At 68.9% G+C, this 24,182-nt stretch carries 20 protein-coding genes and 1 pseudogene; 5 read left to right on the forward strand and 16 right to left on the reverse strand.

What is annotated here, in order from left to right; translation table 11 throughout:
• Positions 1 to 93 precede the first annotated feature (93 nt).
• The 16 genes from bamA to HEP75_RS07965 form a co-directional block, all read right to left on the reverse strand.
• The gene (gene bamA, locus HEP75_RS07890) at positions 94 to 2,460 is read right to left on the reverse strand and encodes an outer membrane protein assembly factor BamA (protein ID WP_185815914.1); all 2,367 of its coding nucleotides are present in this window, start codon (positions 2,458 to 2,460) and stop codon (positions 94 to 96) included.
• A gap of 86 nt (positions 2,461 to 2,546) precedes the next feature.
• Positions 2,547 to 3,911 carry an RIP metalloprotease RseP gene (gene rseP, locus HEP75_RS07895; protein WP_185826056.1) on the reverse strand — a complete coding sequence of 455 codons (1,365 nt, stop codon included), beginning with the start codon at positions 3,909 to 3,911 and terminating at the stop codon, positions 2,547 to 2,549.
• 26 nt (positions 3,912 to 3,937) lie between these two features.
• Positions 3,938 to 5,125, reverse strand: a complete 1,188-nt coding sequence (gene dxr, locus HEP75_RS07900; protein ID WP_185826057.1) for a 1-deoxy-D-xylulose-5-phosphate reductoisomerase — start codon at positions 5,123 to 5,125, stop codon at positions 3,938 to 3,940.
• Positions 5,126 to 5,127: 2 nt separating this feature from the next.
• Positions 5,128 to 5,952, reverse strand: a complete 825-nt coding sequence (locus HEP75_RS07905) for a phosphatidate cytidylyltransferase (protein ID WP_185815917.1) — start codon at positions 5,950 to 5,952, stop codon at positions 5,128 to 5,130.
• Positions 5,949 to 6,707, reverse strand: a complete 759-nt coding sequence (uppS, locus tag HEP75_RS07910) for a polyprenyl diphosphate synthase (protein ID WP_185815918.1) — start codon at positions 6,705 to 6,707, stop codon at positions 5,949 to 5,951. The genes HEP75_RS07905 and uppS overlap by 4 nt, the downstream gene beginning before the upstream one ends.
• A gap of 17 nt (positions 6,708 to 6,724) precedes the next feature.
• Positions 6,725 to 7,282, reverse strand: a complete 558-nt coding sequence (frr, locus tag HEP75_RS07915; RefSeq protein WP_185822784.1) for a ribosome recycling factor — start codon at positions 7,280 to 7,282, stop codon at positions 6,725 to 6,727.
• A gap of 187 nt (positions 7,283 to 7,469) precedes the next feature.
• Positions 7,470 to 8,192 (reverse strand): UMP kinase, encoded by a 723-nt coding sequence (gene pyrH, locus HEP75_RS07920; protein WP_104558608.1) that lies wholly within the window; start codon positions 8,190 to 8,192, stop codon positions 7,470 to 7,472.
• Positions 8,193 to 8,284: 92 nt separating this feature from the next.
• Positions 8,285 to 9,790, reverse strand: coding sequence for a GGDEF domain-containing protein (locus HEP75_RS07925; protein WP_185826058.1), 1,506 nt, complete (start codon positions 9,788 to 9,790; stop codon positions 8,285 to 8,287).
• Positions 9,791 to 9,903: 113 nt separating this feature from the next.
• The gene (gene tsf / locus HEP75_RS07930; protein ID WP_185822786.1) at positions 9,904 to 10,782 is read right to left on the reverse strand and encodes a translation elongation factor Ts; all 879 of its coding nucleotides are present in this window, start codon (positions 10,780 to 10,782) and stop codon (positions 9,904 to 9,906) included.
• Between the two features lie 148 nt (positions 10,783 to 10,930).
• A complete protein-coding gene (rpsB, locus tag HEP75_RS07935) occupies positions 10,931 to 11,734 on the reverse strand; it encodes a 30S ribosomal protein S2 (RefSeq protein ID WP_185815922.1) in 804 nt (267 codons plus the stop codon).
• 281 nt (positions 11,735 to 12,015) lie between these two features.
• The gene (locus HEP75_RS07940; protein WP_185826059.1) at positions 12,016 to 12,726 is read right to left on the reverse strand and encodes a fimbria/pilus periplasmic chaperone; all 711 of its coding nucleotides are present in this window, start codon (positions 12,724 to 12,726) and stop codon (positions 12,016 to 12,018) included.
• Positions 12,727 to 13,044: a hypothetical protein gene (locus tag HEP75_RS07945; protein WP_185815924.1), complete on the reverse strand. Its 318-nt coding sequence runs from the start codon at positions 13,042 to 13,044 to the stop codon at positions 12,727 to 12,729.
• Positions 13,045 to 13,126: 82 nt separating this feature from the next.
• The gene (locus HEP75_RS07950; RefSeq protein ID WP_185826060.1) at positions 13,127 to 14,143 is read right to left on the reverse strand and encodes a spore coat U domain-containing protein; all 1,017 of its coding nucleotides are present in this window, start codon (positions 14,141 to 14,143) and stop codon (positions 13,127 to 13,129) included.
• Positions 14,140 to 16,503: a fimbria/pilus outer membrane usher protein gene (locus HEP75_RS07955; RefSeq protein ID WP_221899317.1), complete on the reverse strand. Its 2,364-nt coding sequence runs from the start codon at positions 16,501 to 16,503 to the stop codon at positions 14,140 to 14,142. The genes HEP75_RS07950 and HEP75_RS07955 overlap by 4 nt, the downstream gene beginning before the upstream one ends.
• Positions 16,457 to 17,173, reverse strand: coding sequence for a fimbria/pilus periplasmic chaperone (locus tag HEP75_RS07960; RefSeq protein WP_255424034.1), 717 nt, complete (start codon positions 17,171 to 17,173; stop codon positions 16,457 to 16,459). Before HEP75_RS07960 ends, HEP75_RS07955 begins: the two co-directional genes overlap by 47 nt.
• Positions 17,174 to 17,207: 34 nt before the next feature.
• Positions 17,208 to 17,711, reverse strand: coding sequence for a spore coat U domain-containing protein (locus HEP75_RS07965; RefSeq protein ID WP_185815928.1), 504 nt, complete (start codon positions 17,709 to 17,711; stop codon positions 17,208 to 17,210).
• 226 nt (positions 17,712 to 17,937) lie between these two features.
• Between HEP75_RS07965 and map the strand changes: the two genes are divergently transcribed.
• The 5 genes and pseudogenes from map to dapE all read left to right on the forward strand — a co-directional run bounded on the left by map (position 17,938) and on the right by dapE (position 24,167).
• The gene (gene map / locus HEP75_RS07970; RefSeq protein WP_255423717.1) at positions 17,938 to 18,714 is read left to right on the forward strand and encodes a type I methionyl aminopeptidase; all 777 of its coding nucleotides are present in this window, start codon (positions 17,938 to 17,940) and stop codon (positions 18,712 to 18,714) included.
• Between the two features lie 29 nt (positions 18,715 to 18,743).
• Positions 18,744 to 21,350: a [protein-PII] uridylyltransferase gene (locus HEP75_RS07975; RefSeq protein ID WP_185826532.1), complete on the forward strand. Its 2,607-nt coding sequence runs from the start codon at positions 18,744 to 18,746 to the stop codon at positions 21,348 to 21,350.
• Positions 21,351 to 21,358: 8 nt separating this feature from the next.
• Positions 21,359 to 22,363 (forward strand): annotated as a pseudogene (dapD, locus tag HEP75_RS07980) (2,3,4,5-tetrahydropyridine-2,6-dicarboxylate N-succinyltransferase); the annotation flags it as partial.
• A 162-nt stretch (positions 22,364 to 22,525) separates the two neighbouring features.
• The gene (locus tag HEP75_RS07985; protein ID WP_185826064.1) at positions 22,526 to 22,882 is read left to right on the forward strand and encodes an arsenate reductase; all 357 of its coding nucleotides are present in this window, start codon (positions 22,526 to 22,528) and stop codon (positions 22,880 to 22,882) included.
• Between the two features lie 157 nt (positions 22,883 to 23,039).
• Complete coding sequence (gene dapE, locus HEP75_RS07990; RefSeq protein WP_185826065.1) at positions 23,040 to 24,167, forward strand: succinyl-diaminopimelate desuccinylase; 1,128 nt, start codon at positions 23,040 to 23,042, stop codon at positions 24,165 to 24,167.
• Positions 24,168 to 24,182: the final 15 nt, after the last annotated feature.

The raw sequence follows: 24,182 nt of genomic DNA on the forward strand, positions 1-24,182 counted from the left end.
AGTAAAGGGGGCGCGCCGACAGGCGCGGGGATTTGGTTGCCAAGCCCCGAGCTCCAGGCTCCCGCGAAGCGGGAATCTGGAGCGGGCAGTTCGTCAGAACTGCCCACCAAACGTGAACTGCAGACGCTCGATCTCGTCGTTGTCTTCCTTCTTCAGCGGCAGCGCGTAGCTGATCGAGATCGGGCCGACCGGTGCGCGCCACAGCAACGCCACGCCGGTGGAGGCGCGCAGTTCGTTGGTCTTGTAGTTGTCCACGCCGTTGAACACGTTGCCGACGTCGACGAACGCGGAGACGCGCGCCGAAGGGCTGTCGAACAGCTTCGGGAAGTACAGTTCCGCCGAGCCCACGGTCTTGAACGAGCCACCCAGCGGCTGCCCGCGGCTGTACGAGGCGGTGGCTTCCGAACGCGGGCCGAGCGTGTTGTCCTCGAAACCGCGCACCGAGTTGGTGCCGCCGGCGTAGAAGTTCTCGTAGAACGGCAGGCCCGACGCGGTGACCGTGCGGGTGGTGCCGTCGGCGTTGGTGATGGTGCGGCTGACGTCGCTGCCGTAGCTGTCGCCGTAGCCGAACTCTGCGCGCGTATTGAGCACGATCGAAGGAATGATCGGCCAGTACTTGGAGATCTGGTAGTTCAGCTTCCAGTACTCGACGGTGGAGCCGGGCAGGGTGGCTTCCAGGCCCACACGCTGATACATACCGCGGGTCGGCATGAAGTAGTCGTTGCGGGTGTCGCGCGCCCAGCCAAGTTCGCTGCGCCAGGCGTGGAAGGTCTTCTGCCCGATCGCGTCGATGTAGTTGATGATCGCCTGCGGCGTGTAGCCGGGATAGGTGGTGATCTGGTTGCTGTCGATGCCGAACATCAGCGAGACGGTGTCGTTCTCGGTGATCGGCACGCCGAAGATCATCTGCGCCGCGCCGTTCTTGCTGTTGTACTGGGCGGTACCGAAGTCAGAGTAGTCCAGCTTGCGGTAGGAGATGTTGTAGCCCAGCGACACGCCGTCGTCGGTGAAGAACGGATTGGTGTAGGAGAACGCGTAGCGCTCCTGGTAGCTGCTGCGCGAGGCGTCCACCGAGACGCGGTTGCCGCCGCCCAGGAAGTTGTTCTGCGACAGCTGGATCGAGGTGGTGACGCCGTAGGTCTGCGAATAGCCCAGGCCGAAGGTGAAGCTGCCCGAGGTGGTTTCCTTGACGCTGTAGACCACGTCGACCTTGTCGTTGCTGCCCGGCACCGGCGGCGTTTCCACGTCCACCGCCTCGAAGTAGCCCAGGCGCTGCAGGCGGACCTTGGAACGGTCGATCGCGGCCTGCGAGTACCAACTGTTCTCGAACTGGCGCATCTCGCGGCGCAGCACTTCGTCGGAGGTGCGGGTGTTGCCCTTGAACACGATTCGGCGGACCGACACGCGCGGGCCCGGCACCACCTGCAGGTTGATCGCGACGGTGCGCTTCTCGCGGTCGGTGGTGGGGACCGGGTTGACCTTGGCGAAGGCGTAGCCGATGTTGCTCAAGGTGTTGGTGATCGCGTCGGAGCTGAATTCCAGCAGCGCGCGCGAGAAGGTGTCGCCCGGCTTCGGGATCACCAGCTTCTCGACCTCTTCCTGCGGCAGCACCGTGTCGCCGGTGACCTTGATGTCGGAGATCTTGTACTGCTCGCCCTCGGTGATGCCGGCGGTCAGGTACATGTCGCGCTTGTCGGGGCTGATCGCCACCTGGGTGGAATCGACGCTGAAATCGACGTAGCCGCGGTCCAGGTACCAGGAGTTGAGCTTCTCCAGGTCGCCGGACAGCTTTTCCTTGGAGTACTGGTCGTCGCGGCGGTACCACGACAGCCAGTTGTGCTCGCGCGACTCCCAGTTCTCCAGGATGTCGTCGGTGGCGAACTTCTCGGTGCCGATCAGGTTGACGTGCTGGATCTTGGCGGCCTTGCCTTCCTTGATCGCGATCGCCACGTCGACCCGGTTGCGGTCCAGCGGGCTCACCGTCGGGGTGATCTCGACGTTGTACTTGCCGCGGTTGTTGTACTGGCGGGTCAGTTCCTGGGTCACCCGGTCCAGGCTCAGCCGGTCGAAGGTGCCGCCCTCGGTCAGGCCGATGTCGGACAGGCCCTTGAGCAGCTCTTCGCTCTTGATGTCCTTGTTGCCGGTGACGGTCAGCTTGTTGATCGCCGGACGTTCCTTGACCGTGACCACCAGGATGTTGCCCTGGCGATCGACCTGCACGTCCTCGAAGAAGCCGGTGCGGTACAGCGCGCGGATCGCTTCGCCGACCTTGGCGTCGTCGACCGTGTCGCCGCGTTCCACCGGAAGATAGGTGAACACGGTGCCGGAGGAGATGCGTTGCAACCCGTCGACGCGGATGTCGCTGGCGGTGAAGGGCTCCGTCGCCTGGGCCAGAACCGGCAAGCTGAGGCTGGCGGCAAGGGCGAGGGCTAGCAGGCGGCGAGTGGGAAATCTCGTCATGTCACGTCCGGTAGAGGTCGATATCGTTGTTGCATGGGCGCCGGCGTAAGACGACGACAGCGGGGTCGAGTGGATCAGCATCGGGTTCATCGCAGGACCTGGCCGAAGATGTCGTTGTAAAACGCCAACCCCATCAGCCCGGCCAGCATCGTCAGACCGACGAACTGCCCCGCAGCCATGGCACGCTCGCTCAGCGGGCTGCCCTTGACCAACTCAATAAGGTAATACAGCAAGTGCCCGCCGTCCAAGATTGGAATCGGCAGCAGGTTCATGATCGCCAGGCTCAGCGACAGCAGCGCCAGGAAATACAGGAACCAGTCCGGCCCCTGCTGGGCCGAGACGTTGGCCACCTTGGCGATGGTGATCGGCCCGGACACGTTCTTGATCGAGGCCTGGCCGGTCAGCATGCGCCGGATCAGCCCCAGGGTATCCCCGGCCAGCTTGCCGGTTTCGCGGAACGCGACCGGGATCGCCGCCAGCGGGCCGTACTGCAGCTTGGCGTCGAACGCCGGCGGCGGGCGGTCCTCCTGGCCAAGGTCCACGCCCAGCGACAGGCCCTTCAGGCGCGGGTCCTTGCTGGGGGTGAGATGCACCTCCAGCGCCAGCCGTTCGCCGTTGCGCTCGACCTCGACCAGGCCGCTGCCGCCGTTCTTGGCCAGCGCCCGGATCTGCGGCGCAACCTGGTCGGCGCCGGCGACCGAGGCGCCATCCACCGCCAGGATCAGGTCGCCGGGGCGCAGCACGCCGTCGGCAGCCGAACCCGGGGTCACCTTGGCGACGATCGCCGGCTGCAGGCTGAACCGCCAGGTGAGGCCGGCCAGGCGCGGCACCTGCTGTTCGTCGAAGCCGGCAGGCAGCTGCGACAGGCGCAGCGTATGCACGCGGCTGGCGCCGTCGCGCGTGTCCTCGGTCTGGATGCGCACGTCGGCGGCGTCCATCGCCGCCACGGTCAGCTGCATGCTGGCATCGCTCCAGCTGGAGACCTCGAGCTTGCCGATGCGCACGATGCGCTCGCCAGGCTGCAGCCCGGCCTGCAGCGCCAGGCCCTCGGCGCGGCCGACCACCGCCGCGTAATCCTGCTTGCCGATCACGAACATCGCCCACAGCAGCGCCACGCACAGCACCAGATTGGCGATCGGGCCGGCGGCGACGATGGCGATGCGCTGCCACACGCTCTTGCTGTTGAAGGCCTGGTCGCGCTCGGCCGGGGCGACCTCGCCCTCGCGTTCGTCGAGCATCTTTACGTAGCCGCCCAGCGGAATCGCGGCGATCGCGAACTCCGTGCCGTGGCGGTCGTAGTACGACCACAGTGGCTTGCCGAAGCCCACCGAAAAGCGCAGCACCTTGACCCCGCAGCGGCGGGCGACCCAGAAGTGGCCGAACTCGTGGAAGGTCACCAGGATGCCCAGGCTGACGATCATCCACCAGACGGACCCGATGAAGTCACCCATGCGCGTGGCTCATAGGGGCGTGCGTGTCAGACATGGGCAGGCTGGCGGGCAATGGCGAGTTCGGTGATCTTGCGCGATTGCGCGTCCGCCGCCAGCAGCGCGTCCAGGGAGTCGGCCGCGCCCGCAGGCAGCACGGTCAGGGCGTTCTCGACCAGCGCAGGAATCGATAGGAAACCGATACGGCCCTGAAGAAAAGCTGAAACAGCCACTTCGTTGGCCGCATTCAGGATCGCCGGCGCGCTGCCGCCGACCTGCATCGCGCGCCAGGCCAGGCCCAGGCAGGGGAAGGCCTCCAGGTCCGCGGGTTCGAAGTCCAGGCGGCCATGGGCCAGTAGGTCCAGTCCGGCGACCCCGGATTCGATCCGCTGCGGCCAGCCCAAACCCACCGCCAGGGTGGTGCGCATGTCCGGCAAACCCATCTGCGCCAAGGTGGAACCGTCGATGAACTCCACCAGCGAGTGCACCAGGCTCTGCGGGTGCACCAGCACCTCGATGCGCGAAGGCGGCAGCGCGAACAGGTGGTGCGCCTCGATCACTTCCAGGCCCTTGTTCATCAGGGTGGCCGAGTCGACCGAGATCTTCGGGCCCATCGACCACTTCGGATGCGCCACCGCCTGCGCCGGGGTCACGCCCTGCAGCCGGCTGCGGTCCCAGCCGCGGAATGGGCCGCCGGAAGCGGTCAGCAGTACCCGCCGCACCTCGGCGCCGGTCTGGCGCGAGCGCAGGCACTGGAAGATCGCGCTGTGTTCGCTGTCGATCGGGATGATTTCGGCGCCGGCCGCGGCGGCCGTGGCGGTGACCAGTTCGCCGGCCAGCACCAGCGATTCCTTGTTGGCCAGCAGCAGGCGCTTGCCGGCGCGGGCCGCGGCCAGGGTCGAGGCCAGGCCGGCGGCGCCGACGATGGCGGCGACCACGCTGTCGCAGGCGTCGCTGGCCACCAGTTGTTCCAGCGCGGCGGCGCCGGCATGCGCTTCGGTGCGCAACCCGGCGTCGCGCAGGCCGTCGCGCAGCGCCGGGTACAGGGCCGGGTCGGCGATCACCGCGTGCGCCGGCCGGTGCGCGGCGCACAGCGCCAGCAGCCCGGCGACGTTGCCGCCGGCGGCCAGCACGCTGGCGCGCAGCCGCTGCGGGTGGCGCGCGATCACGTCCAGCGCGGAGGCGCCGATCGAGCCGGTGGCGCCGAGCACGGCGATGGAGCGGACGGCGTCGGCCATGTTCAGAATCCGAAGATCTCTTTACCCAGCGCAAAGATCGGCAGTGCCGCCAGCACGCCGTCGACGCGGTCCAGCACGCCGCCATGGCCGGGGATCACGTTGCCCGAGTCCTTGGCGCCGACGTGGCGCTTGAGCAGGCTCTCGAACAGGTCGCCGACCACCGAGGCCAGCACGCTGACCGCGGCCACGATCAGCAGGCCGGGCAGCTGCGGCAGGGTGACCCCGGCCAGCCAGCCGAAGCCGGCGGCGCAGATCAGGCCGGCCAGCAGTCCGCCGATCAGCCCTTCGACGGTCTTGTTGGGGCTGATCCGCGGCGCCAGCTTGTGCTTGCCGAACTGGCGCCCGGCGAAATAGGCGCCGGAATCGGCGGCCCACACCGTGACCAGCGCGGTCAGCAGCCAGCGGTGCCCGTTCGGCTCGCTGGCATGGATCAGGCCCAGCGCGGCCCAGGCCGGGACGATCGCCAGGGTGCCGGCGGCGAGCTTGAACACCCGCGCGTAGGTGGCGTGGTCGGAGCCGAACTGGAAGAAGCGCAGCCACAGCAGCGCCACGCACCACCAGCCGACGCCGACCAGGGTAGTCAGCTGGAACAGCACCAGCGAGCCGGCCGAGGCCCACACCAGCAGCACCATCAGCAGCAGGTTCAGCACCAGCAGGATGGTGCGCGGCAAGGTGTCGTCGACCTCCGCCAGCTTCAGCCACTCCCACAGGCCGATCAGGAAGATCAGCGCGGCCAGGGCCGCCAGCCATTGCGTCGGCAGCAGCAGGATGGCGCAAATGGCCAGCGGGGCCATGATCAGCGCGGCGATGACACGGGTACGGGTCATGCGGATGTGTTCTCCGTCGCCGGGGCGACTTGCGCGCTGGTCAGGCCGAAACGCCGCTCGCGGCTGGCGTAGTCGTCCAGGGCTTGTTGCAGCACCTCGGCGCCGAACTCGGGCCAGAGGGTCTCGGTGAACCACAGTTCGGTGTAGGCCAGCTGCCACAGCAGGAAATTGCTGATGCGCACGTCGCCGCCGGTGCGGATGAACAGGTCCGGCGGCGGCAGGTCGGCCAGCGCCATGTGCGCCGACAGCATGTTCTCGTCGATCTGCTCGGGGCGCAGGCGTCCGGCCGCGACCTCTTCGGCCAGCGCCCGCGCGGCCTGCGCGATGTCCTGGCGGCCGCCATAGCTGGCCGCAATCGACAGGTGCAGGGCCTGGTTGTGCTCGGTGCCGGCTTCGGCCTGGGCCATGCGCTGGCGCAGCGACGGCGCGAAGCGCGAACGGTCGCCGATGAAGCGCACGCGCACGCCGCGCCGCTGCAGTTCCTCGACCTCGCGATCCAGCGCGTGCAGGAACAGCTTCATCAGCGCGTCCACTTCTTCCTGCGGCCGACCCCAGTTCTCGCTGGAGAAGGCGAACAGGGTCAGCGCGGGGATGCCGCGCTCCAGGCAGAAGTCGATGGTGCGGTTGACCGCGCGCGCGCCGGCGCGGTGGCCGATCACGCGCGGCCGGCGGCGGCGCTGCGCCCAGCGGCCGTTGCCATCCATGATGATGGCGATGTGGCGGGGCAGGGACATGGAAGAGGGGTCCGAAGGCATGGCCGCGAGGCGCAGGCTCAGACCGCCATCAGTTCCTGTTCCTTGCCCTTGACCACGTCGTCGACGTCCTTGATCGCCTTGTCGGTCAGCTTCTGGATGTCGTCCTCGGCGGCGCGGGCCTCGTCCTCGGTGACACTCTTGTCCTTCAGCAGATCCTTGATCTGCTGGTTGGCGTCGCGGCGGATGTTGCGGATCGCGACCTTGCTGTCCTCGCCTTCGCTGTGCACGACCTTGGACAGCTCGCGGCGGCGCTCTTCGGTCAGCGCGGGCAGGTTGAGGCGGATGGTGGTGCCGGAGGTGTTCGGGGTCAGGCCCAGGTCCGAGGCCAGGATCGCCTTCTCGACCGCGCTGACCATCTGCTTTTCCCACGGGCTGATGGTCAGCGAGCGGGCATCGGCCACGGCCACGCTGGCGACCTGGCTCAGCGGCATTTCCGAACCGTAGTAATTGACTTTCAGGTGTTCGACCAGAGCGGTCGAGGCGCGGCCGGTACGCACCTTGATGAGCGTATGGCGCAGCGCATCGATGCTCTTGGCCATGCGGGTCTGTGCGTCTTGTTTGATTTCGTTGAGCATCGCCGGTGTCCGTGCTGAATCTGAATCGGACGATTATAGCCGGGAACAGCGTGGTGCCGGGATTGGGGATTGGGGATTCGCTAAAGCGTTGCGCACTGCAGCAGCTTGTCTGCCGCGAGCGCCTCGCAACGGCGCATGCTAGCGGCTGTCGCGTTTGCGAATCCCGAATCCCCAATCCCGGCCGTTATCAGCTACGTCCCTTGACCAGCGTCCCGATCTCCGCGCCATGCAGGATCTTCAGCAGCTCGCCGGGCTGGCCCATGTTGAAGATGCGCAGCGGCAGGTCGCTGTCGCGGGCCAGCGCGAAGGCGGCGGTGTCCATCACTTCCAGGTTGCGCGCGATCACTTCGTCGTAGGTCAGGCTGTCGAAGCGCACCGCATCGGCGTGCTTCTTCGGGTCCTTGTCGTACACGCCATCGACCTTGGTCGCCTTCAGCAGCAGGTCGGCGCCGATCTCGATCGCGCGCAGCGCCGCGCCGGAGTCGGTGGTGAAGAACGGATTGCCGGTGCCGGCGGCGAAGATCGCGATGCGGCCCTTTTCCAGGTGGCGGATCGCGCGGCGGCGGATGAAGTCCTCGCACACGTCGTTGATCTTGATCGCGCTCATCACCCGCACCTTGGCGCCGAGCTTTTCCAGCGCGTCCTGCATCGCCAGCGCGTTGATGACGGTGGCCAGCATGCCCATGTGGTCGCCGGTGACCCGGTCCATGCCGCCGGCGGCCAGGCCGGCGCCGCGGAAGATGTTGCCGCCGCCGATCACCAGCGCCACTTCCGCGCCGGCCTGTTGCGCCTCGATCACTTCATGCGCCAGGCGGTTGATGACCTTGGGGTCGATGCCGTAATCCCCATCCCCCATCAGCGCTTCGCCGGAAAGTTTCAACAGGATGCGGCGATAGGCGAGCTGGGACATGGTGACCTCGTGGGGGACGGGCAAACCACGAGATTCTAGCCGAAGCGCGGCGCGGAATCTGCCGCGCGCACGCGTGCGTGCAGTGGCCCGGTTCAGGCCAGGGTGTCGCGGAACGAGCGCGCGGTGACGCGGTTGCGGCCGCCGTGCTTGGAGCTGTAGAGCATGTCGTCGGCGGCCTGCAGCAGTTCCTGTGCGGTGCCGAAGCGCTCGCGCCCGCCCTGGGTGGCGACGCCGGCGGAGAAGCTGATGTGCAGCGGCCCGCTCTGCAATTCGACCATCGGCCGCTGCGCGATCTCGATGAGGATGCGCCGGATCACGCTCAGCGCGGCCTCCTCGCTGGTGTTGGGCAGCAGCACCAGGAATTCCTCGCCGCCGAAGCGCGCCACGGTATCGCTGCCGCGCAACAGCGGCTGCAGGGCCTGCGCGAACGCGCGCAGCACCTGGTCGCCGATCAGGTGACCATGGGCGTCGTTGATCTTCTTGAAGTCGTCCAGGTCGATGAAGGCGATCGACAGCGGCCAGTCGTGGCGGCTGGCCAGGTCGAACTGCTGGCTGAGCAGGATGTCCAGCTGGTGCCGGTTGTACACCCCGGTCAGCGCGTCGCGGCTGGCCTGCTCGGCCAGGCGCCGCGCGCGGTGCTCCGATTCGTCGGCCTGGTGCCGGGCGAGGGTGGCTTCCTGGATCTGCCGCAGGTTGCGCAGCACCATCAGTTCGCGGGCATGGCTGATGATCGCGTCGATCCGCTCCGGCTGCGCGATGCGCACGTCGAAGATCGGGCCAATGACCGGCAGCGCTTCGGCCATGCCGGCGATCACCTCGTCGAAGCGGCGGCTGTCCAGCTGCAGTTCGCGATAGGCGCGCTCCATCGCCAGGCCGCGCGCGGCGTCGACGTCGCTGCTCAGCCAGATGTCGGCGACGCTGCCGGACAGCAGCACGCACTTGCCGAAGGTGTCCGGCGCCAGTTCGGTGCCGGCGCTGTGGCCGATGCTGCGCTGCAGGTAACCGGGCAGCTTCCACTTCTGCGCCAGCCAGGCGCCGACCTCGGCGTGGTCGCAGCCGAGCCGCTCGCGCTCCATGGCAATCAGGGTCTCGCTGCCGCTGCCGCCGGCTTCGCGCAGCAGCGGCGCGTAGTCGTCGTGGCAGATGTGCAGCAGGGCCAGCGCGCCCATGTCCTGCAGCAGCCCGGCCAGCATCAGTTCCTCCTGCTTGCGCAGGCCCATGGCCTGGCCGAGCAGGCGGCTGGCCAGCGCCGACAGCACGCTGCGCCGCCAGACCCGTTCCTGCAGGTCGCCGGCACCGGCGCCGTCGCGCAGGCTCTGCACCATCGAGAAGCCCAGCGCCAGGCTCAGCGCGGCGTTGAGCCCGAGCATGGTCAGCGCCTGGCCGAGGTTGTCGATGCGGCGCCGGCTGGCGTACAGCGGCGAATTGGCGATGCGCAGCATGCGCGCGCTCAGCGCCATGTCCATCGCGATGGTGTCGGCGGTGGTGGCCAGATCGACGTCCGGATCCTGGGCCAGGTCGATGATGCGCAGCGCAATCCCGGGCGGCGAGGGCAGGTTTCGGGAGTGAGCCAGGATGGCTTCGAGTTCAGGGCGCATGCGGTTCCGCGGGAAGTGTGATGGGGACAGCGATGGGTCCCTGCCCGCAGAGCGTACCACTGGCGAAAAAAAAGCCGCGACACGCGCGGCTTTTTTTCTCCGGAGGGCCGGACTCAGGCCAGGCCGGCCTGCTTCATCACTTCGGCGGCGTAGTCTTCCACCACCTTCTCGATGCCTTCGCCCACGGCCAGGCGCTGGAAACCGACCACGTCGGCGCCGGCGGCCTTGACCGCCTGCTCCACGCTCTGGTCGGTGTTCAGCACGTAAGGCTGGCCGTACAGGGTGACTTCGTTGACGATCTTGGCGATCTTGCCGCTGATGATCTTCTCCAGGATGTCGGCCGGCTTGGCCTTGTCCTTTTCCGACATCTTGGCCAGCTCGATTTCCTTTTCCTTGGCGACGAAGTCGGCCGGGACGTCGGACGCCTTCACGTGCGGCGGGTTCATCGCCGCGATGTGCATGGCGATGCCGCGGGCCAGCTCGATGTCGCCGCCCTTGATCTCGACCAGCACGCCGATGCGGCCGCCGTGCACGTAGGCGGCGACGTTGTTGGCGCTGTCGATGCGCGCCAGGCGGCGCACCTGCACGTTCTCGCCGACCTTGGCGATGACCGCGGCGCGGGCTTCCTCGACGGTCTCGCCGCCGGGCAGCTTGGCGCTCTTCAGCGCTTCGGCATCAGCAGCGCCGGAGTTCAGCGCAGCCTGGGACACGGCTTCGGTGAAGGCCAGGAAGTTGTTGTCCTTGGCGACGAAGTCGGTCTCGGAGTTGATCTCGACCAGCACGGCCTTGCCGCCGTCCTGGGCCATCGCGATGCGGCCTTCGGCGGCGACGCGGTCGGCCTTCTTGTCGGCCTTGGCCAGGCCCGACTTGCGCAGCCACTCGGCGGCGTTGTCGATATGGCCGGCGTTCTCGGTGAGCGCCTTCTTGCATTCCATCATGCCGGCGCCGGTGCGCTCGCGCAGTTCCTTGACCAGGGAAGCGGTGATTTCCACGGGGTGACCTCACAAAAGGTGGGAAAGGGCCGGTTTGCGGCCGGCCGGGAATTCTGGGAAACGGGCGCTTGCGGCGCCCGCGGACCCGGGCGCGCAGCGCGCGCCGGGTGGCGACTGCGCATGCTCGCGCAATCGCATGGCGCGCCGATTACTCGGCGGCGGGAGCGGCGGCTTCTTCGGCCTTCTTGCCGTTCTTGCGCGGGCCGCGGCCCTTGTCGTCGCCGGCTTCGCTGCTGAACTCTTCCTCGCGCACGCTGGCGGCGTTCGGCGCGGCGGCCTTGCCTTCCAGCACGGCGTCGGCGGCGGCGCGGGCGTACAGCTGCACGGCACGGATGGCGTCGTCGTTGCCCGGGATGGCGTAGTCCACCAGTTCCGGGTTGTAGTTGGTGTCGACCACCGCGATCACCGGGATGCCGAGCTTCTTGGCTTCCTTGATGGCGATGTCTTCATGGCCGATGTCGATGACGAACAGCGCGTCGGGCAGGCGGTTCATTTCCTTGATGCCGCCCAGCGAGGCCAGCAGCTTCTCGCGCTCGCGGCGCAGGGTCAGCACTTCGTGCTTGACCAGCTTGTCGAAGGTGCCGTCGGTTTCCGCCGCTTCCAGTTCCTTCAGGCGCGCCACCGATTGCTTGACGGTGCGGAAGTTGGTCAGCGTGCCGCCCAGCCAGCGCTGGGTCATGAACGGCTGGCCGCAACGCTCGGCTTCTTCCTTCACCGAGTCGCGGGCGCTGCGCTTGGTGCCCAGGAACAGGATGGTGCCGCGCTTCTGCGCGACGCTGGAGATGAAGTTCATCGCGTCGTTGAACAGCGGAACCGTCTTCTCGAGGTTGATGATGTGGATCTTGCCGCGCGCGCCGAAGATGTACGGCGCCATCTTGGGGTTCCAGTAGCGGGTCTGGTGGCCGAAGTGGACGCCGGCTTCCAGCATCTGACGCATGGTGACTTGGGGCATTGCAGTGACTCCTGATGGGGAACCGGCCGTGCGCGGGCAAGTAGGGTGAAGCCGCGCATGGACGTGCAGGCCTGCGACGGCGTGCACGACGATTCCGGGGTTGGGCCTCCCTGCAGCCTCCGTGACCGAACTCCTCGCGGAGCACCCCGGCACGGGCGATGGCAGCAGGTGTGTATTCGCCGGTGCGTCCGGCGTGGACGGTTCGCTGGCCCTGGCGGGCGCAACAAAGCAGCGGAACTATAACGGGCTGCGGCCCTGCGCGCAAATGCGCGCCGGCCGGGTCATTCGGCCAGCAGCGGCTGCAGCTCGGCCTGGTTGTCGAGCCGGGCGGCGAAATGGCCGCCGCGCGCGGTGCCGAACTCGACCGGCAGCGGCCAGCGCTTCTGTTCCCCGGCCAGCACGTAGCCGGCCAGGTTGTGGAACAGGGTCAGCTGGCGCCCGTCGGCGCCGACGTGGCTCAGGTCGCTGAGCCGCGCGTGCGCCTTGCCGCGGTTGCGCACCTGCAGTTCGGGGCCGTAGGCGCCGGCGACCAGGCTGGCACTGAGCGCGGCGGCCGGTGCGGTACCGGGCGGGGACAGGAACACCGGGGTGGAATAGCGCAGCAGCAGGCGCGGATCGGCGGCTACGTCCGCGTCCGGGCGTTCTTCCAGCACCAGGCGGTAGGCGAGCTCGCCGTCGGTCGCGGCCGGCCCGGTACGCACCACCCGCAGCAGCTGCCGCCCCTGCGCGGGGATGTCGATCAGGCGCGGGCTGACCTGGACATCGTCGGTCGCCTGCAATTGCTCCATGCCTTCTGCCTGGTGCCAACGGTACAGCTTGGCCTGCGCCTGCCAGGTCCGGTCCTGGGTATTGCTTAACCAGATCTCGGCGGTCTGGGCGCCGGGCGGGATCTGCACGATGGTCGGGCTGATGCGCACGCCGGCGGCCGCGGCCAGGCTCGGCAGCAGCGCCAGCAGCAGGCCGGCGATCCAACCGCTAGGGCGGCCGCTCACTTAGAACGCGACCGTGGCGTAGCGCGAATCCTGGCGCGGCAATCCTTCGGCCAGACTCAGGCTCAGCGCCAGCGCGTTGGGCGCGGCGATGCCATCGATGTTGACCTGGTAGGGCAGCGGGCGGCTGCAGGCCACCTGCGCGGCGGCCGCGCCCGGCTGGCTGCGGCCGGCGGTGTCGATCTCGCAGCTGCCCATCAGGCGGATGCCGACCCGGAACGCCGTGTTTTCGTTCGCGCCGGGATTCTGCGCCGCCGCGCTCGCGCAGACGGCGCACAGGCCAGCGAGCAGCAGCGATTGCATGAACGGGCTGGCGGTCATGATGGTGGTATTCCCAAGAGGATGCGACAGATAACGGCGTGCCGTGCAGCAACTTTACCGCGTCCGCGCCGACGTTTATCTCTCAGTAGGTCACAGTCACCTTGACCACGTCGCTGTAGCTGCCGGGGGGCGGGGTCTGTGCTGCAGGCACCTGGCCGTACAGGGTCAGCGATTGGGTGCTGCCGGTTCCGGTGCCGGTCTGGGTATCGCTGTTCAGGGTGCTGCCCCAGCGCTGGCTGCGTGCCGCGTCACGGTACAGCTCGTAGCGCAGGTACTGGCCTGCGGCATTGCGCATGCGCCGGAGGTTGCCGCTGGCGTACTGGCCGTTGTCCAGGCTGACCTGCCAGGCGGTGCGCCGGCGGCAGTTCATGCTCAGCGCGGTGGTGTAGTTCAGTGCGCTGTCGACCAGGCCGGACTGGCTGCCGAAGTCCAGGTCGGCGATGCTGGCGATGGTGCACAGCGTGGCCGCGTTGGCCGAACTCACGAACGGGAACTGCGCCGCGGTGGCGCCGCCGGTGCCGCCGGTGGTGCAAGAGGCGGGCATGCTGGCCGGGGTGCCGATCAGCGGTTCGTCGTAGCGGTATTGCAGGTTGGTGAACACCCCGCTGAAGCTGTTCTGGTACAGCCCGGTGGCGATGCCGCTCTGCAGCGGGACGCGTCCATAGATGGTGTAGCTGGCGCTGCCGCTGCCGCCGGTCAGCAGCGACGAATAGGTCAGGTCCACCTGCAGCGGCGTGGAGGCGTTCAGTGCGCTGCCCCAGATCAGGCTGCGGGCGCTGTCGCGGTACAGCTGGAAGCCGAGGCTGTCGCTGAGCGGGTTGAGCATGCGCCGCGCCGCGATGCCCAAGCCGCCGCCCTGCGCGCCCTCGCCGATGTTCAGGCACATGCGCACATAGATCGTGCCCAGGATGCTGAGCGCGCCGGTCTGGCAGGTGACCGTGATCTGCGCGCTGCTGTCGGTGGCGGCGCTGGCGGAGACGTTGCCGAAATCCAGCGCGGTGGTCACCGCCGTGCAGGTGGTGGCGGCGGCTGCCGGCGCTGGCGCCAGCGCCGCGGCCACCGCCAGCAGCGCGCCGCACTGCCATGCGCGACGGATCACGGCGCCGGCCCTGCGCTGCAGCGCAGCGGCCCCAGGCGGGCCGGGCGCCGTTGCGGCGCGTATTCGATCGTGACCCTGCAGCTGCCTGCAGCCATGTCCACCTCCAGTTCGTTGCGGCCGAGCTTCAGCCCTTCCAGGTAGGCCTCGCCGTCGTAGCCGACCACCGCGGCGATGCCCGGGCCGCGCACCCGGCTGCCGACCGGTAGCGGCGCGTGCTGCGCATCGTGCAGTTGCACCAGGACGCCGTCGCTGCTGCGGATCGGGAAGTCCACCACTACGCCGCTGCGGTCGCGCGGCACCACGATCTGGTCGACCCGCTCCGGACGCATCTGCGGCGGCAGCTGCATCGGGTCGATCGATACCTGGTTGTGCTGCCAGCCCATCAGCGGCGTGATCAGCAGGAAGCCGCGTGCGTCGGTGACCCCGATCGGGCGGTTTTCCAGCAGCACCGGCACGTCGGCGATGCCGCCGGTGGAAACCAGGGCGAAGGCCTGGTCGAGATCGCGGCTGGGGAACCAGCCGCCGCCGATCCAGGCCAGGCCGCCGGAAGCTTCGGCATAGCCATAGGCCTGGCCGCCGTAGCTGGCCAGGCCGGCGGCATAGCGTGCGGTGTCGCCCCGCCAGGTGGCCTCGGCCAGGCCGCCGGCGCTGTCCTGGCCGCTGCGCGCCTGCAGCCGCCAGCCGCTGCCGCCGTCGGCGGCGGCCGAGCGGCTGAGATCGGCCGCCATGCTCATGCGCTCGCCGACCCGCTGCAGCGCGACGCTGGCCTGGCGCGCGCCACTGAGCGCGATCGACCAGCCCAGGTACATGCTGCGATCGCTGGCTTGGTCCAGATTCTGGTTGACGCTCAGGTTCAGCGAGGACTGCCATGGCAGCGCCCGGGTCCAGAACAGGCTGGCATAGCGCACATCGCCGCTGTCCGGGTAGGACAGGCGCACATAGCTCATCGACACGTTGCCGACCTGCTCCCAGCTGACCCCGGCCAGCGCGCGTTCGCTGATCCGCGGCGGCGGTGCGCCGTATTGCGAGGCCACGTCGCGATAGCCGCGCTGCGCGCGCTGGGTATCCATCGAGACGTTGAAGCGGCCGTTGTTCCAGCGGTAGCTGAGCGCGTACTGGCGGCCGCTCAGGCCATTGCCCTGGCTGTGCGCCAATGACGCGCCGACCACCCCGGCCCGCGGTAGCAGCCAGATGCCGCCGGCACCGGCGTTGCGGATGCCGGCGCCGGCCTCGGCATGGGCCTCGGCGGTGAAGCCGGCGCTGAGGCCGCGGCGCCAACTGGCGCTGCCGACGGTATCGCCGGCATAGGCAAAGGCGTCGCTGCCATAGCCCTCGCGGACCCGGCCCAGCGCCAGCGACCAGTCGTCCAGGCCATCGGCCAGCAGGTCCTGGGTGGCGTAGAACGGGAACTCGACCGAACGGCTGCGCCCGTAGGCGTCGGTGATGACCAGTTGCGCGTTGCCGGCGCCGTCCACGCCGGGCGCGGCGGACAGCTGGAACGGCCCGGCCGGCAGCTCCGAGCCGTACTGGCGGATGCCGTTGACGTATAGGTCCACGCTCGACGGCACCGTCACTTCGCCGAGGAATTCCGGCAGCGGGGTGGTCACGCGGTACGGCTGCAGGCCGAAATCGCGGCCCACGCGGATCCCGCCCAGACGCAGCGTGCGGCTCCAACTGGTGCTGCTGCTCAGCGTATCGCCGACCACCACGCTGGTCATGCTCTCGGGCAGCGACCACCACCATTGCGTGTCCAGGCGGATCGCCTGGCTGCGCCAGTCGCGCCGCGGCTCGCGGTACAGACGGCCGACGAAGGATTGGCGGAACATGCCGCGGCCGAGCACGCCGTCGCCCAGGCCGAAGGCGCGCAGTTCGCCGCTCGCGGTGAGATTGCTGGCGCTGCCCTGGCGGCTGGCGTACAGGTCGTAGTCCAGCAGCGCGCCGGGCGAACTGGTCGCCGGCAGCGCCGGGCCGCTGCCCTGCGCGTCGATGCGGGTCAGCGGCACGTCGAGCAGCGCCACCGGCGCATCGATCGCCAGTTGCTGCAGGCCGGCGTCGTAGCGGTAGCGCACCCCGTCCAGGTCTTCCAGGGCGATCGCCGCGTCGGCGGGGTCGGCGCCGATACGCAGGCCCAGCTGACGCAGCGTGGCCGCATCGGCGAGCATGCGCGCGCCGTCGCGTTCGAAGCGGAACAGTCCAGGCTTGCGGGTTTCGTTCAGGGTGACCTCCAGGTACAGCGTTTCCTGGTCCGGGGGCGGGCCGCTGGGCTGGGCGGCGGCGAGGTGTGCGGCGCTCGCCCACAGCGCCAGCAGCAGCTCAAGGAGCCTGTGCGTCCAGCGCGAGCGACTGAGCAATGGGCTCACCGTTGATCGTGGCCTTGAACGTGCCGTCGGCACGCACCAGTGCAGGAGGAAGCGGCCAGCGCTTGTGTTGGCCCGGCAGCACGTAGCCGGCCAGACCGTCGGCGATCGCGGCACGGGTGCCGTCGCTGGCGACGAAATGCAGGTCCACCAGCTGCGCGTGTTGGCTGCCCTGGTTGATGACCTCCAGCGCCGGTGCGGCGGCGTCGCGGATCAGCCGTGCCTGCAATGCGGGGGCCGCGGCGGCGGCCGGCTTGACGAAGATCGGCACCGAGTAGCGCAGCACGAACTGCAGGCCGGACGCGTTGGCCGTGGCGTCCGCCGACGGCAGTTCGTCGACCAGGACCCGATAGGTGTCCTCGGTGGTCCTGGGCGCATCGTCCAGGCGGATGATGCGTACCAGTTGTCGCGAGTGCGGCGCCAGTTCCAGCATCGGCGGGCTGATCGCGATCTTGTCGCTGGGGTCGAGCAGGTCCTCGCCGTCCTGCTGGCGCCAGCGGAATACCCGTACCTGGGCCTGCAGCGGCGTGTCGCCGCTGTTGCTCAGCCACAGGCCCTGCGCCGACTGTTCCGCGGTCAACTGCACCGAGGTCGGTGCGACCTGCAGGCTGGCGGCCTGGGCTGCCAGGATCGCCGCCAGCCACAGCGCGGCGGCGATCGGCAAACGAAACACGAAAGGTCGGCGCAAGGGCATGGGAACGCTCCGGTTACCAGGTCACAGTGGCGGTGACGACGTCGCTGTACGAACCGGCAGGGTAGTTGGTGCTGGCGACCTGGCCGTAGACGACGAGCGGTTGCACTGCACCATTGCCGGTACCGGCCTGGGTGTCGTTGCCGATGGTCGAGCCCCAGTTCTGCGTGCGCGCCGAGTTGCGGTACAGGGCGTACGGCACGCGCGAGGTATTGCCGGCGTCGGCGCTGCCCATGGTGCGCGAGGACACCGTCGCCCCGGAGCCGCTGCCGGCGTTGAGCGCGATGTTGTACGGCGTGCCCGAGGTGCAGCGCACGTTCAAGGTGCCGGTGCTGTTGATCGAGGTCTGGGTGGAGTTGACGCTGCCGAAATCGACGTCGGTTGGTGCGGTCTGGATGTCGCAGACGCTGGTGATCACGATCTTGACGTTGAAGGTGCGCGAGTCGGTCTGGGCGGAAGCCACGCCGGTCCCGGCGGCCAGCAACGCGGTGATGGCGAGTGCGCGATGGAGTGCTTGCATGAGGTGAGGCTCTTCGGAATGACGGAGTCCGTCGGTACCGAAGCCAATGCAAAGTGTGGGCCAGTGCACATTTTTTTGGATGTTTATCTAGTTTTCACGTGGGATGCGCATCCCTGTTTTGCGGGTTGACTTTTGTGAAGACGGCGGTCTTATGGACAGGCGACAAAAAATCGGCAGCGCGCATGGACGCGTTCAGGAAAGCCCCGAATGAGCGATAATGGTGGGTATGACCGTCAATCTGAAAACCCCCCAGGACATCGAGAAGATGCGCATCGCCGGCCGCCTGGCCGCCGAGGTGCTGGACATCATCGGGCCGCATGTGAAGCCCGGCGTGACCACCGCCGAGCTGGACCGCATCTGCCACGACCACATCGTCAACGTGCAGCAGGCGGTGCCGGCCAATGTCGGCTATCGCGGCTACCCGAAGACGGTGTGCAGCTCGGTGAACAACGTGATCTGCCACGGCATCCCCAACGAGAGCAAGGTCCTCAAGGACGGCGACATCGTCAATATCGACGTCACCGTGATCAAGGACGGCTGGCATGGCGACACCAGCCGCATGTACTACGTCGGCACGCCGTCGGTGATGGCGCGGCGCCTGGTCGAGGCCACCTACGAGGCGATGTGGCGTGGCATCCGTGCGGTGCGGCCGGGCGCCACGCTCGGCGACGTCGGCCACGCGATCCAGCAGTACGCCGAAGGCGAGCGTTTCAGCGTGGTGCGCGAGTACTGCGGCCACGGCATCGGCAAGGTCTACCACGACGAGCCGCAGGTGCTGCACTACGGCCGCCCCGGCGAAGGCCTGGTGCTGAAGCAGGGCATGACCTTCACCATCGAGCCGATGATCAACGAAGGCTCGCGCTATACCCGCGTGCTGCCGGACGGCTGGACCGTGGTGACCAAGGACCGCAAGCTGTCGGCGCAGTGGGAGCACATGATCGCGGTCACCGAGGACGGCGTGGAAGTGCTGACCTTGTCGCCCGGCGGCCTCGGCGAGCCGTGAGCCTGCTGCCGGCCGGTACCGATGCCGGCATGCCCGACGCGGCCGCCGACGATGCCGATTGGGCCGCGGCGGCCCGGCAACTGCTGCTCCAGGCCGACGCGCGGCTGTGCAAGCGCTTCGACCAGGGCGACGACATCGACCGCCTGCTGGCGCTGCGCGCGCGCGCGCTGGACCAACTGATCAAGCACGCCTGGAACCGCTGCCTGCCGCGCGACGCCGGGCTGGCGCTGTACGCGGTCGGCGGCTACGGCCGCGGCGAGTTGTTCCCGCGCTCGGACATCGACCTGCTGGTGTTCGGCGAACCCGAGCGCCAGCGCGCCCACGAGCAGGCGCTGGCGCGGCTGTTCGCGCTGCTCTGGCATGCCGGCGTGCCGGTCAGCCATGCGGTGCGTTCGGCCACGCAATGCACCACCGCCTGCGCCGACCAGACCGTACTGACCGCGCTGATCGAGGCGCGCCCGCTGCTGGCCGATGGCGCCGCGCGCGCGGCGCTGGCCGCGGCGATCGCGCCGCAGCGGGTGTGGACGCCGCGCGCGTTCTTCCTGGCCAAGCGCGAGGAACTGCAGACCCGCCACCAGCGTTTCGGCGACACCGCCGACAACCTGGAACCGGACATCAAGGATGGCCCGGGCGGCCTGCGCGACCTGCACACGCTGGGCTGGATGGCGCTGCGCGCGTTCGGCGTGCGCGACCTGGAGCCGCTGGTCGGGCTCGGCCACGTCGGCAGCGACGAGGCCGCGGCGCTGCGCCGCGAGCGCCGCGAGCTGGCCCGCTTGCGCTACGGGCTGCACCTGGTCGCCAACCGCCCGGAGGAGCGCCTGCGCTTCGACTACCAGAAGACCCTGGCGCAGCGGCTGGGCTTCTCCGACGACGCCGAGAGCCTGGGCGTGGAGAAGATGATGCAGCGCTTCTACCGCAGCGCCGCGATCGTGCGCCGGCTCAGTGACCGCCTGCTGCAGCGCTTCGAGGAACAGTTCGACGGCGAGGCGCAGCCGCAGCCGCTGGGCGCCGGTTTCTCGCTGCGCCGCGGCTACCTGGCCGCCGATGCCGAGAGCTGGCCGCAGGCCGATCCGGTGCAGGTGTTCGCGCTGTTCGCGATCTGGGCCGCGCATGGCGAGGTGCGCGGCCTGCATTCGCTGACCGCGCGCGCGCTGGCCGAGGCGTTGCCGCAGTTGCCCGCCTACGGCAGCGCCAGCGCGCTGGCGCGCGAGCGTTTCCTTGCCCTGCTGCGCGGCCCGCGCGCGGTGCAGACGCTGACCCGGATGGCGCGGCTGGGCGTGCTCGGGCAATGGATCCCGGCGTTCGCGCAGGTCTCCGGGCGCATGCAGTTCGACCTGTTCCATGTGTACACGGTGGACCAGCACACGCTGATGGTGCTGAAGAACATCGCGGTGTTCGCCACCGCCCGCGCCGACGACCGTTTCTCGATCGCGCACGAGGTGTGGCCGCGGCTGCGCAAGCCGGAACTGCTGCTGCTGGCCGGGCTGTTCCACGACATCGCCAAGGGCCGCGGCGGCGACCATTCCGAACTCGGCGCGGTGGACGCGCGCGCGTTCTGCGCCGGCCACGGGCTCAGCGCGGCCGATACCGACCTGGTGGTGTGGCTGGTCGAGCAGCACCTGCGCATGTCGGTGACCGCGCAAAAGCAGGACATCTCCGATGCGGACGTGATCCACCGCTTCGCCACCCTGGTCGGCGACCGCGAGCGCCTGGACTATCTGTACCTGCTGACCTGCGCCGACATCGCCGGTACCAGCCCCAAGTTGTGGAATGCGTGGAAGGACCGGCTGCTGGCCGACCTGTACTTCGCCGCGCGGCGCGCGCTGCGCGACGGCCTGGAGCATCCGCGCCCGGTCGCCGAGCGGGTGCAGGAGGCGCGCGAGGCCACGCGCGCGTTGATGCACATCCAGGGCCACGACGACGCGGTCATCGACCGCCAGTTCGCCGGCATGCCGGACGAGAGCTTCCTGCGCTTCCGCCCCGAGCAGTTGGCCTGGCAGGCCAGCTCGCTGATGGAAGTGGAACTGGGCGGCACCCTGGTCAAGGTGCGCCCGGTCACGCCCGACGACGACGCGCTGGAAGTATTCGTCTATTCGCCCGACCGCGACGGCCTGTTCGCCGCGATCGTGATGACCCTGGACCGGCGCGGCTACGGCATCCACCGCGCACGCGTGCTCGACGCGCCGCACGAGGCGATCTTCGATACCTTCGAAGTGATGCCGGCCGATGCCTTCGCCAGCCGCGACACCGCGCAGCTGGAAGCGGCGCTGCGCGAGGCGCTGTCCGGCGACCTGACCCGGCTGCGCCCGGCGCGGCGCGTGGTGCCGCGCCAACTGCGGCATTTCCGCTTCGCTCCGCGCATCGAATTCCGCGAGAGCGTGGACGGCCGCCGCACCCGCCTGAGCCTGGTCGCGCCGGACCGGCCCGGGCTGCTGGCGAACGTGGCGCAGGTGCTGCGCCGCCAGCAGCTGCGCGTGCACGACGCGCGCATCGCCACCTTCGGCGAGCGCGCCGAGGACGTGTTCCAGATCACCGACGAGCACAACCTGCCGTTGCCCGACTCCTCCCGCCAGGCGCTGCACGCCGCACTGCAGGCCTGCCTGGACCCCGATACCCCGCCTGGAGAATCCCGCTAATGGCCACCAAGAAGCCTGCCGCCGCCAAGAAGCCTGCTGCCAAGACCGCCGCCGCCAGCAAGACCGCCGCGAACAAGGCGGTTGCCAAGAAGTCTGTCGCCACCCGCGCCGCCGCCAAGCCGGTGGCCGCGCCGAAAGCGCCGGCCAAGCCGGTGCGCGCCAAACCGGCCGCCGCGCCCAGCGCCGACGAACTGAAGTTCACCATCGACAGCGCCTTCGAGCGCCGCGCCGCGCTGACCCTGGACGAGATCGAAGGCTCGACCCGGCCGGTGGTCAACCGCGTCATCGACGGCCTGGAATCGGGCGAGTTCCGCGTCGCCGAGCCCGACGGGCACGGCGGCTGGAAGGTCAACGAGTGGCTGAAGAAAGCGGTGCTGCTGTACTTCCGGGTCAACGAGATGGCGGTGGTCGAGGCGCAGCCGGCGCCGTTCTGGGACAAGGTCGAGTCGCGTTTCGCCGGCTACCACGAGGCCGAGTTCCGCAAGGCCGGCGTGCGCGTGGTGCCGGGCGCGATCGCGCGCCGCGGCAGCTACTTCGGCAAGGACGTGGTGCTGATGCCGAGCTTCACCAACATCGGCGCGCACGTGGGCGAGGGCACCATGGTCGATACCTGGGCCACGGTCGGTTCGTGCGCGCAGATCGGCAAGCACTGCCACCTGTCCGGCGGCGCCGGCATCGGCGGCGTGCTCGAACCGCTGCAGGCCAGCCCGACCATCATCGAGGACCACTGCTTCATCGGCGCGCGCTCGGAAGTGGTGGAAGGCGTGGTGGTCGGCCACCACAGCGTGATTGGCATGGGCGTGTTCATCGGCCAGAGCACGCGCATCTACAACCGCGCCACCGGCGAAGTCTCCTACGGCTACGTGCCGCCGTACAGCGTGGTGGTGTCCGGCCAGCTGCCGTCCAAGGACGGCTCGCACTCGCTGTACTGCGCGGTGATCGTCAAGCAGGTCGATGCCAAGACCCGCAGCAAGACCAGCGTCAACGATTTGCTGCGTGGGCTGGCGGATTGACGTATTTCCTTCCCCCTCCGGGAGAAGGTGCCCCAAAGGGGCGGATGAGGGTACGGGCGAAGCTCCGTGTAGTTGGATCAGCGAGACGCTTTCGCGCCGTACCCTCACCCCAACCCCTCTCCCAGCGGGAGAGGGGCTCTATTCGCTTGATGGGACACTGCGATGACCACGTTGTACGGATTGAAGAACTGCGACACCTGCAAGAAAGCGACGAAGTGGCTGGACCGCTTCGGCGTGGCCTATGCGTTCGTCGATTACCGCGAACACAAGCCGAGCCCGGAGACCCTGGTCGAGTGGGCCGGCAAGGCCGGCGGCTTCGATGCGCTGATCAACAAGTCCTCGACCACCTGGCGGCAGCTGCCGGACAACAAGAAAACGCCGGGGTCCGAAGCCGAATGGAAGCTGCTGCTGCGCGAATACCCGCAACTGATCCGGCGGCCGCTGGTGGTCACCGACGACGGCCAGCTCAGCCAGGGATTCTCGGACAACGGCTTCAAGCAGCGCTTCGGCGTGGGCTGAGCGTCGGTCGCGCGCAGTTGCGCTCCCTGCAGGAGCGGCTTCAGCCGCCACCATGACGTCAGAACCCCATCGGACCTGGATCGTTCGCAATGGATGGCGTGCGTGACACTCTTGCATCTTGTCGCGGCTGAAGCCGCTCCTACAGTGATTCCTCGCCATGACCGACGTCGTTGACCTCACCTGCGACCTGATCGCCCGCCCGTCGGTCACGCCCGACGACGCCGGCTGCCAGGACCTGATCGCGCAGCGGCTGGCGCGTGCCGGCTTCGCCATCGAGCGGCTGCGTTTCGGCCAGGTCGACAACCTGTGGGCCACGCACGGCAGCGGCGCGCCGGTGCTGGCGCTGCTCGGCCATACCGACGTGGTGCCGCCGGGGCCGCGCGCCGCCTGGGCCAGCGATCCGTTCGTGCCGCAGATCCGCGACGGCGTGCTGTACGGACGCGGCGCCGCCGACATGAAGAGCGGGGTGGCCGCGTTCGTGGTCGCCGCCGAACGGTTCGCCGCCGCGCATCCGCACCACCCCGGCACGCTGGCGTTGCTGCTGACCTCCGACGAGGAAGGCGACGCGCTGGATGGCGTGCGCAAGGTCGCCGAGACCTTCCGTGCGCGCGGCGAGCGCATCGACTGGTGCATCACCGGCGAACCGTCCTCCACCGAACGGCTCGGCGACCTGCTGCGCGTCGGCCGCCGCGGCAGCCTGTCCGCCACGCTTGCGGTGCAGGGCGTGCAGGGCCATGTGGCCTATCCGCACAAGGCGCGCAATCCGATTCACCTGGCCGCACCGGCGCTGGCCGAGCTGGTCGCGCGGCATTGGGACGACGGCTACGAGAGCTTCCCGCCGACCAGCCTGCAGATCTCCAACGTGCATGCCGGCACCGGCGCCAACAACGTGATCCCCGGCGAGCTGCAGGTGGCCTTCAACCTGCGCTACAACCCGCACTGGGACGCGCCGCGACTGGAAGCGGAGATCGCCGCGCTGCTCGACCGCCACGGCCTGGACTACACGCTGCGCTGGCATCGCAGCGGCGAGCCGTTCTACACTCCGGAAGGGCGCCTGCGCAGCGTCGCGCGCGAGGTGCTTGGGGAGTTCGCCGGCGCGGCGCCGGAAGAGAGCACCGGCGGCGGCACCTCCGATGCGCGCTTCATCGCGCCGCTGGGCGCGCAATGCATCGAGGTCGGTCCGGTCAACGCCAGCATCCACCAGGTGGACGAGCACGTGCGCGTCGCCGACCTGGAGGCGTTGCCGGCGCTATACCTGCGTCTGATCGAACGGTTGCTGTCGTAACAGTTGCGCCGTTGC

The sequence above is a fragment of the Xanthomonas sp. SI genome (assembly GCF_014236855.1).
GTDB lineage: Bacteria > Pseudomonadota > Gammaproteobacteria > Xanthomonadales > Xanthomonadaceae > Xanthomonas_A.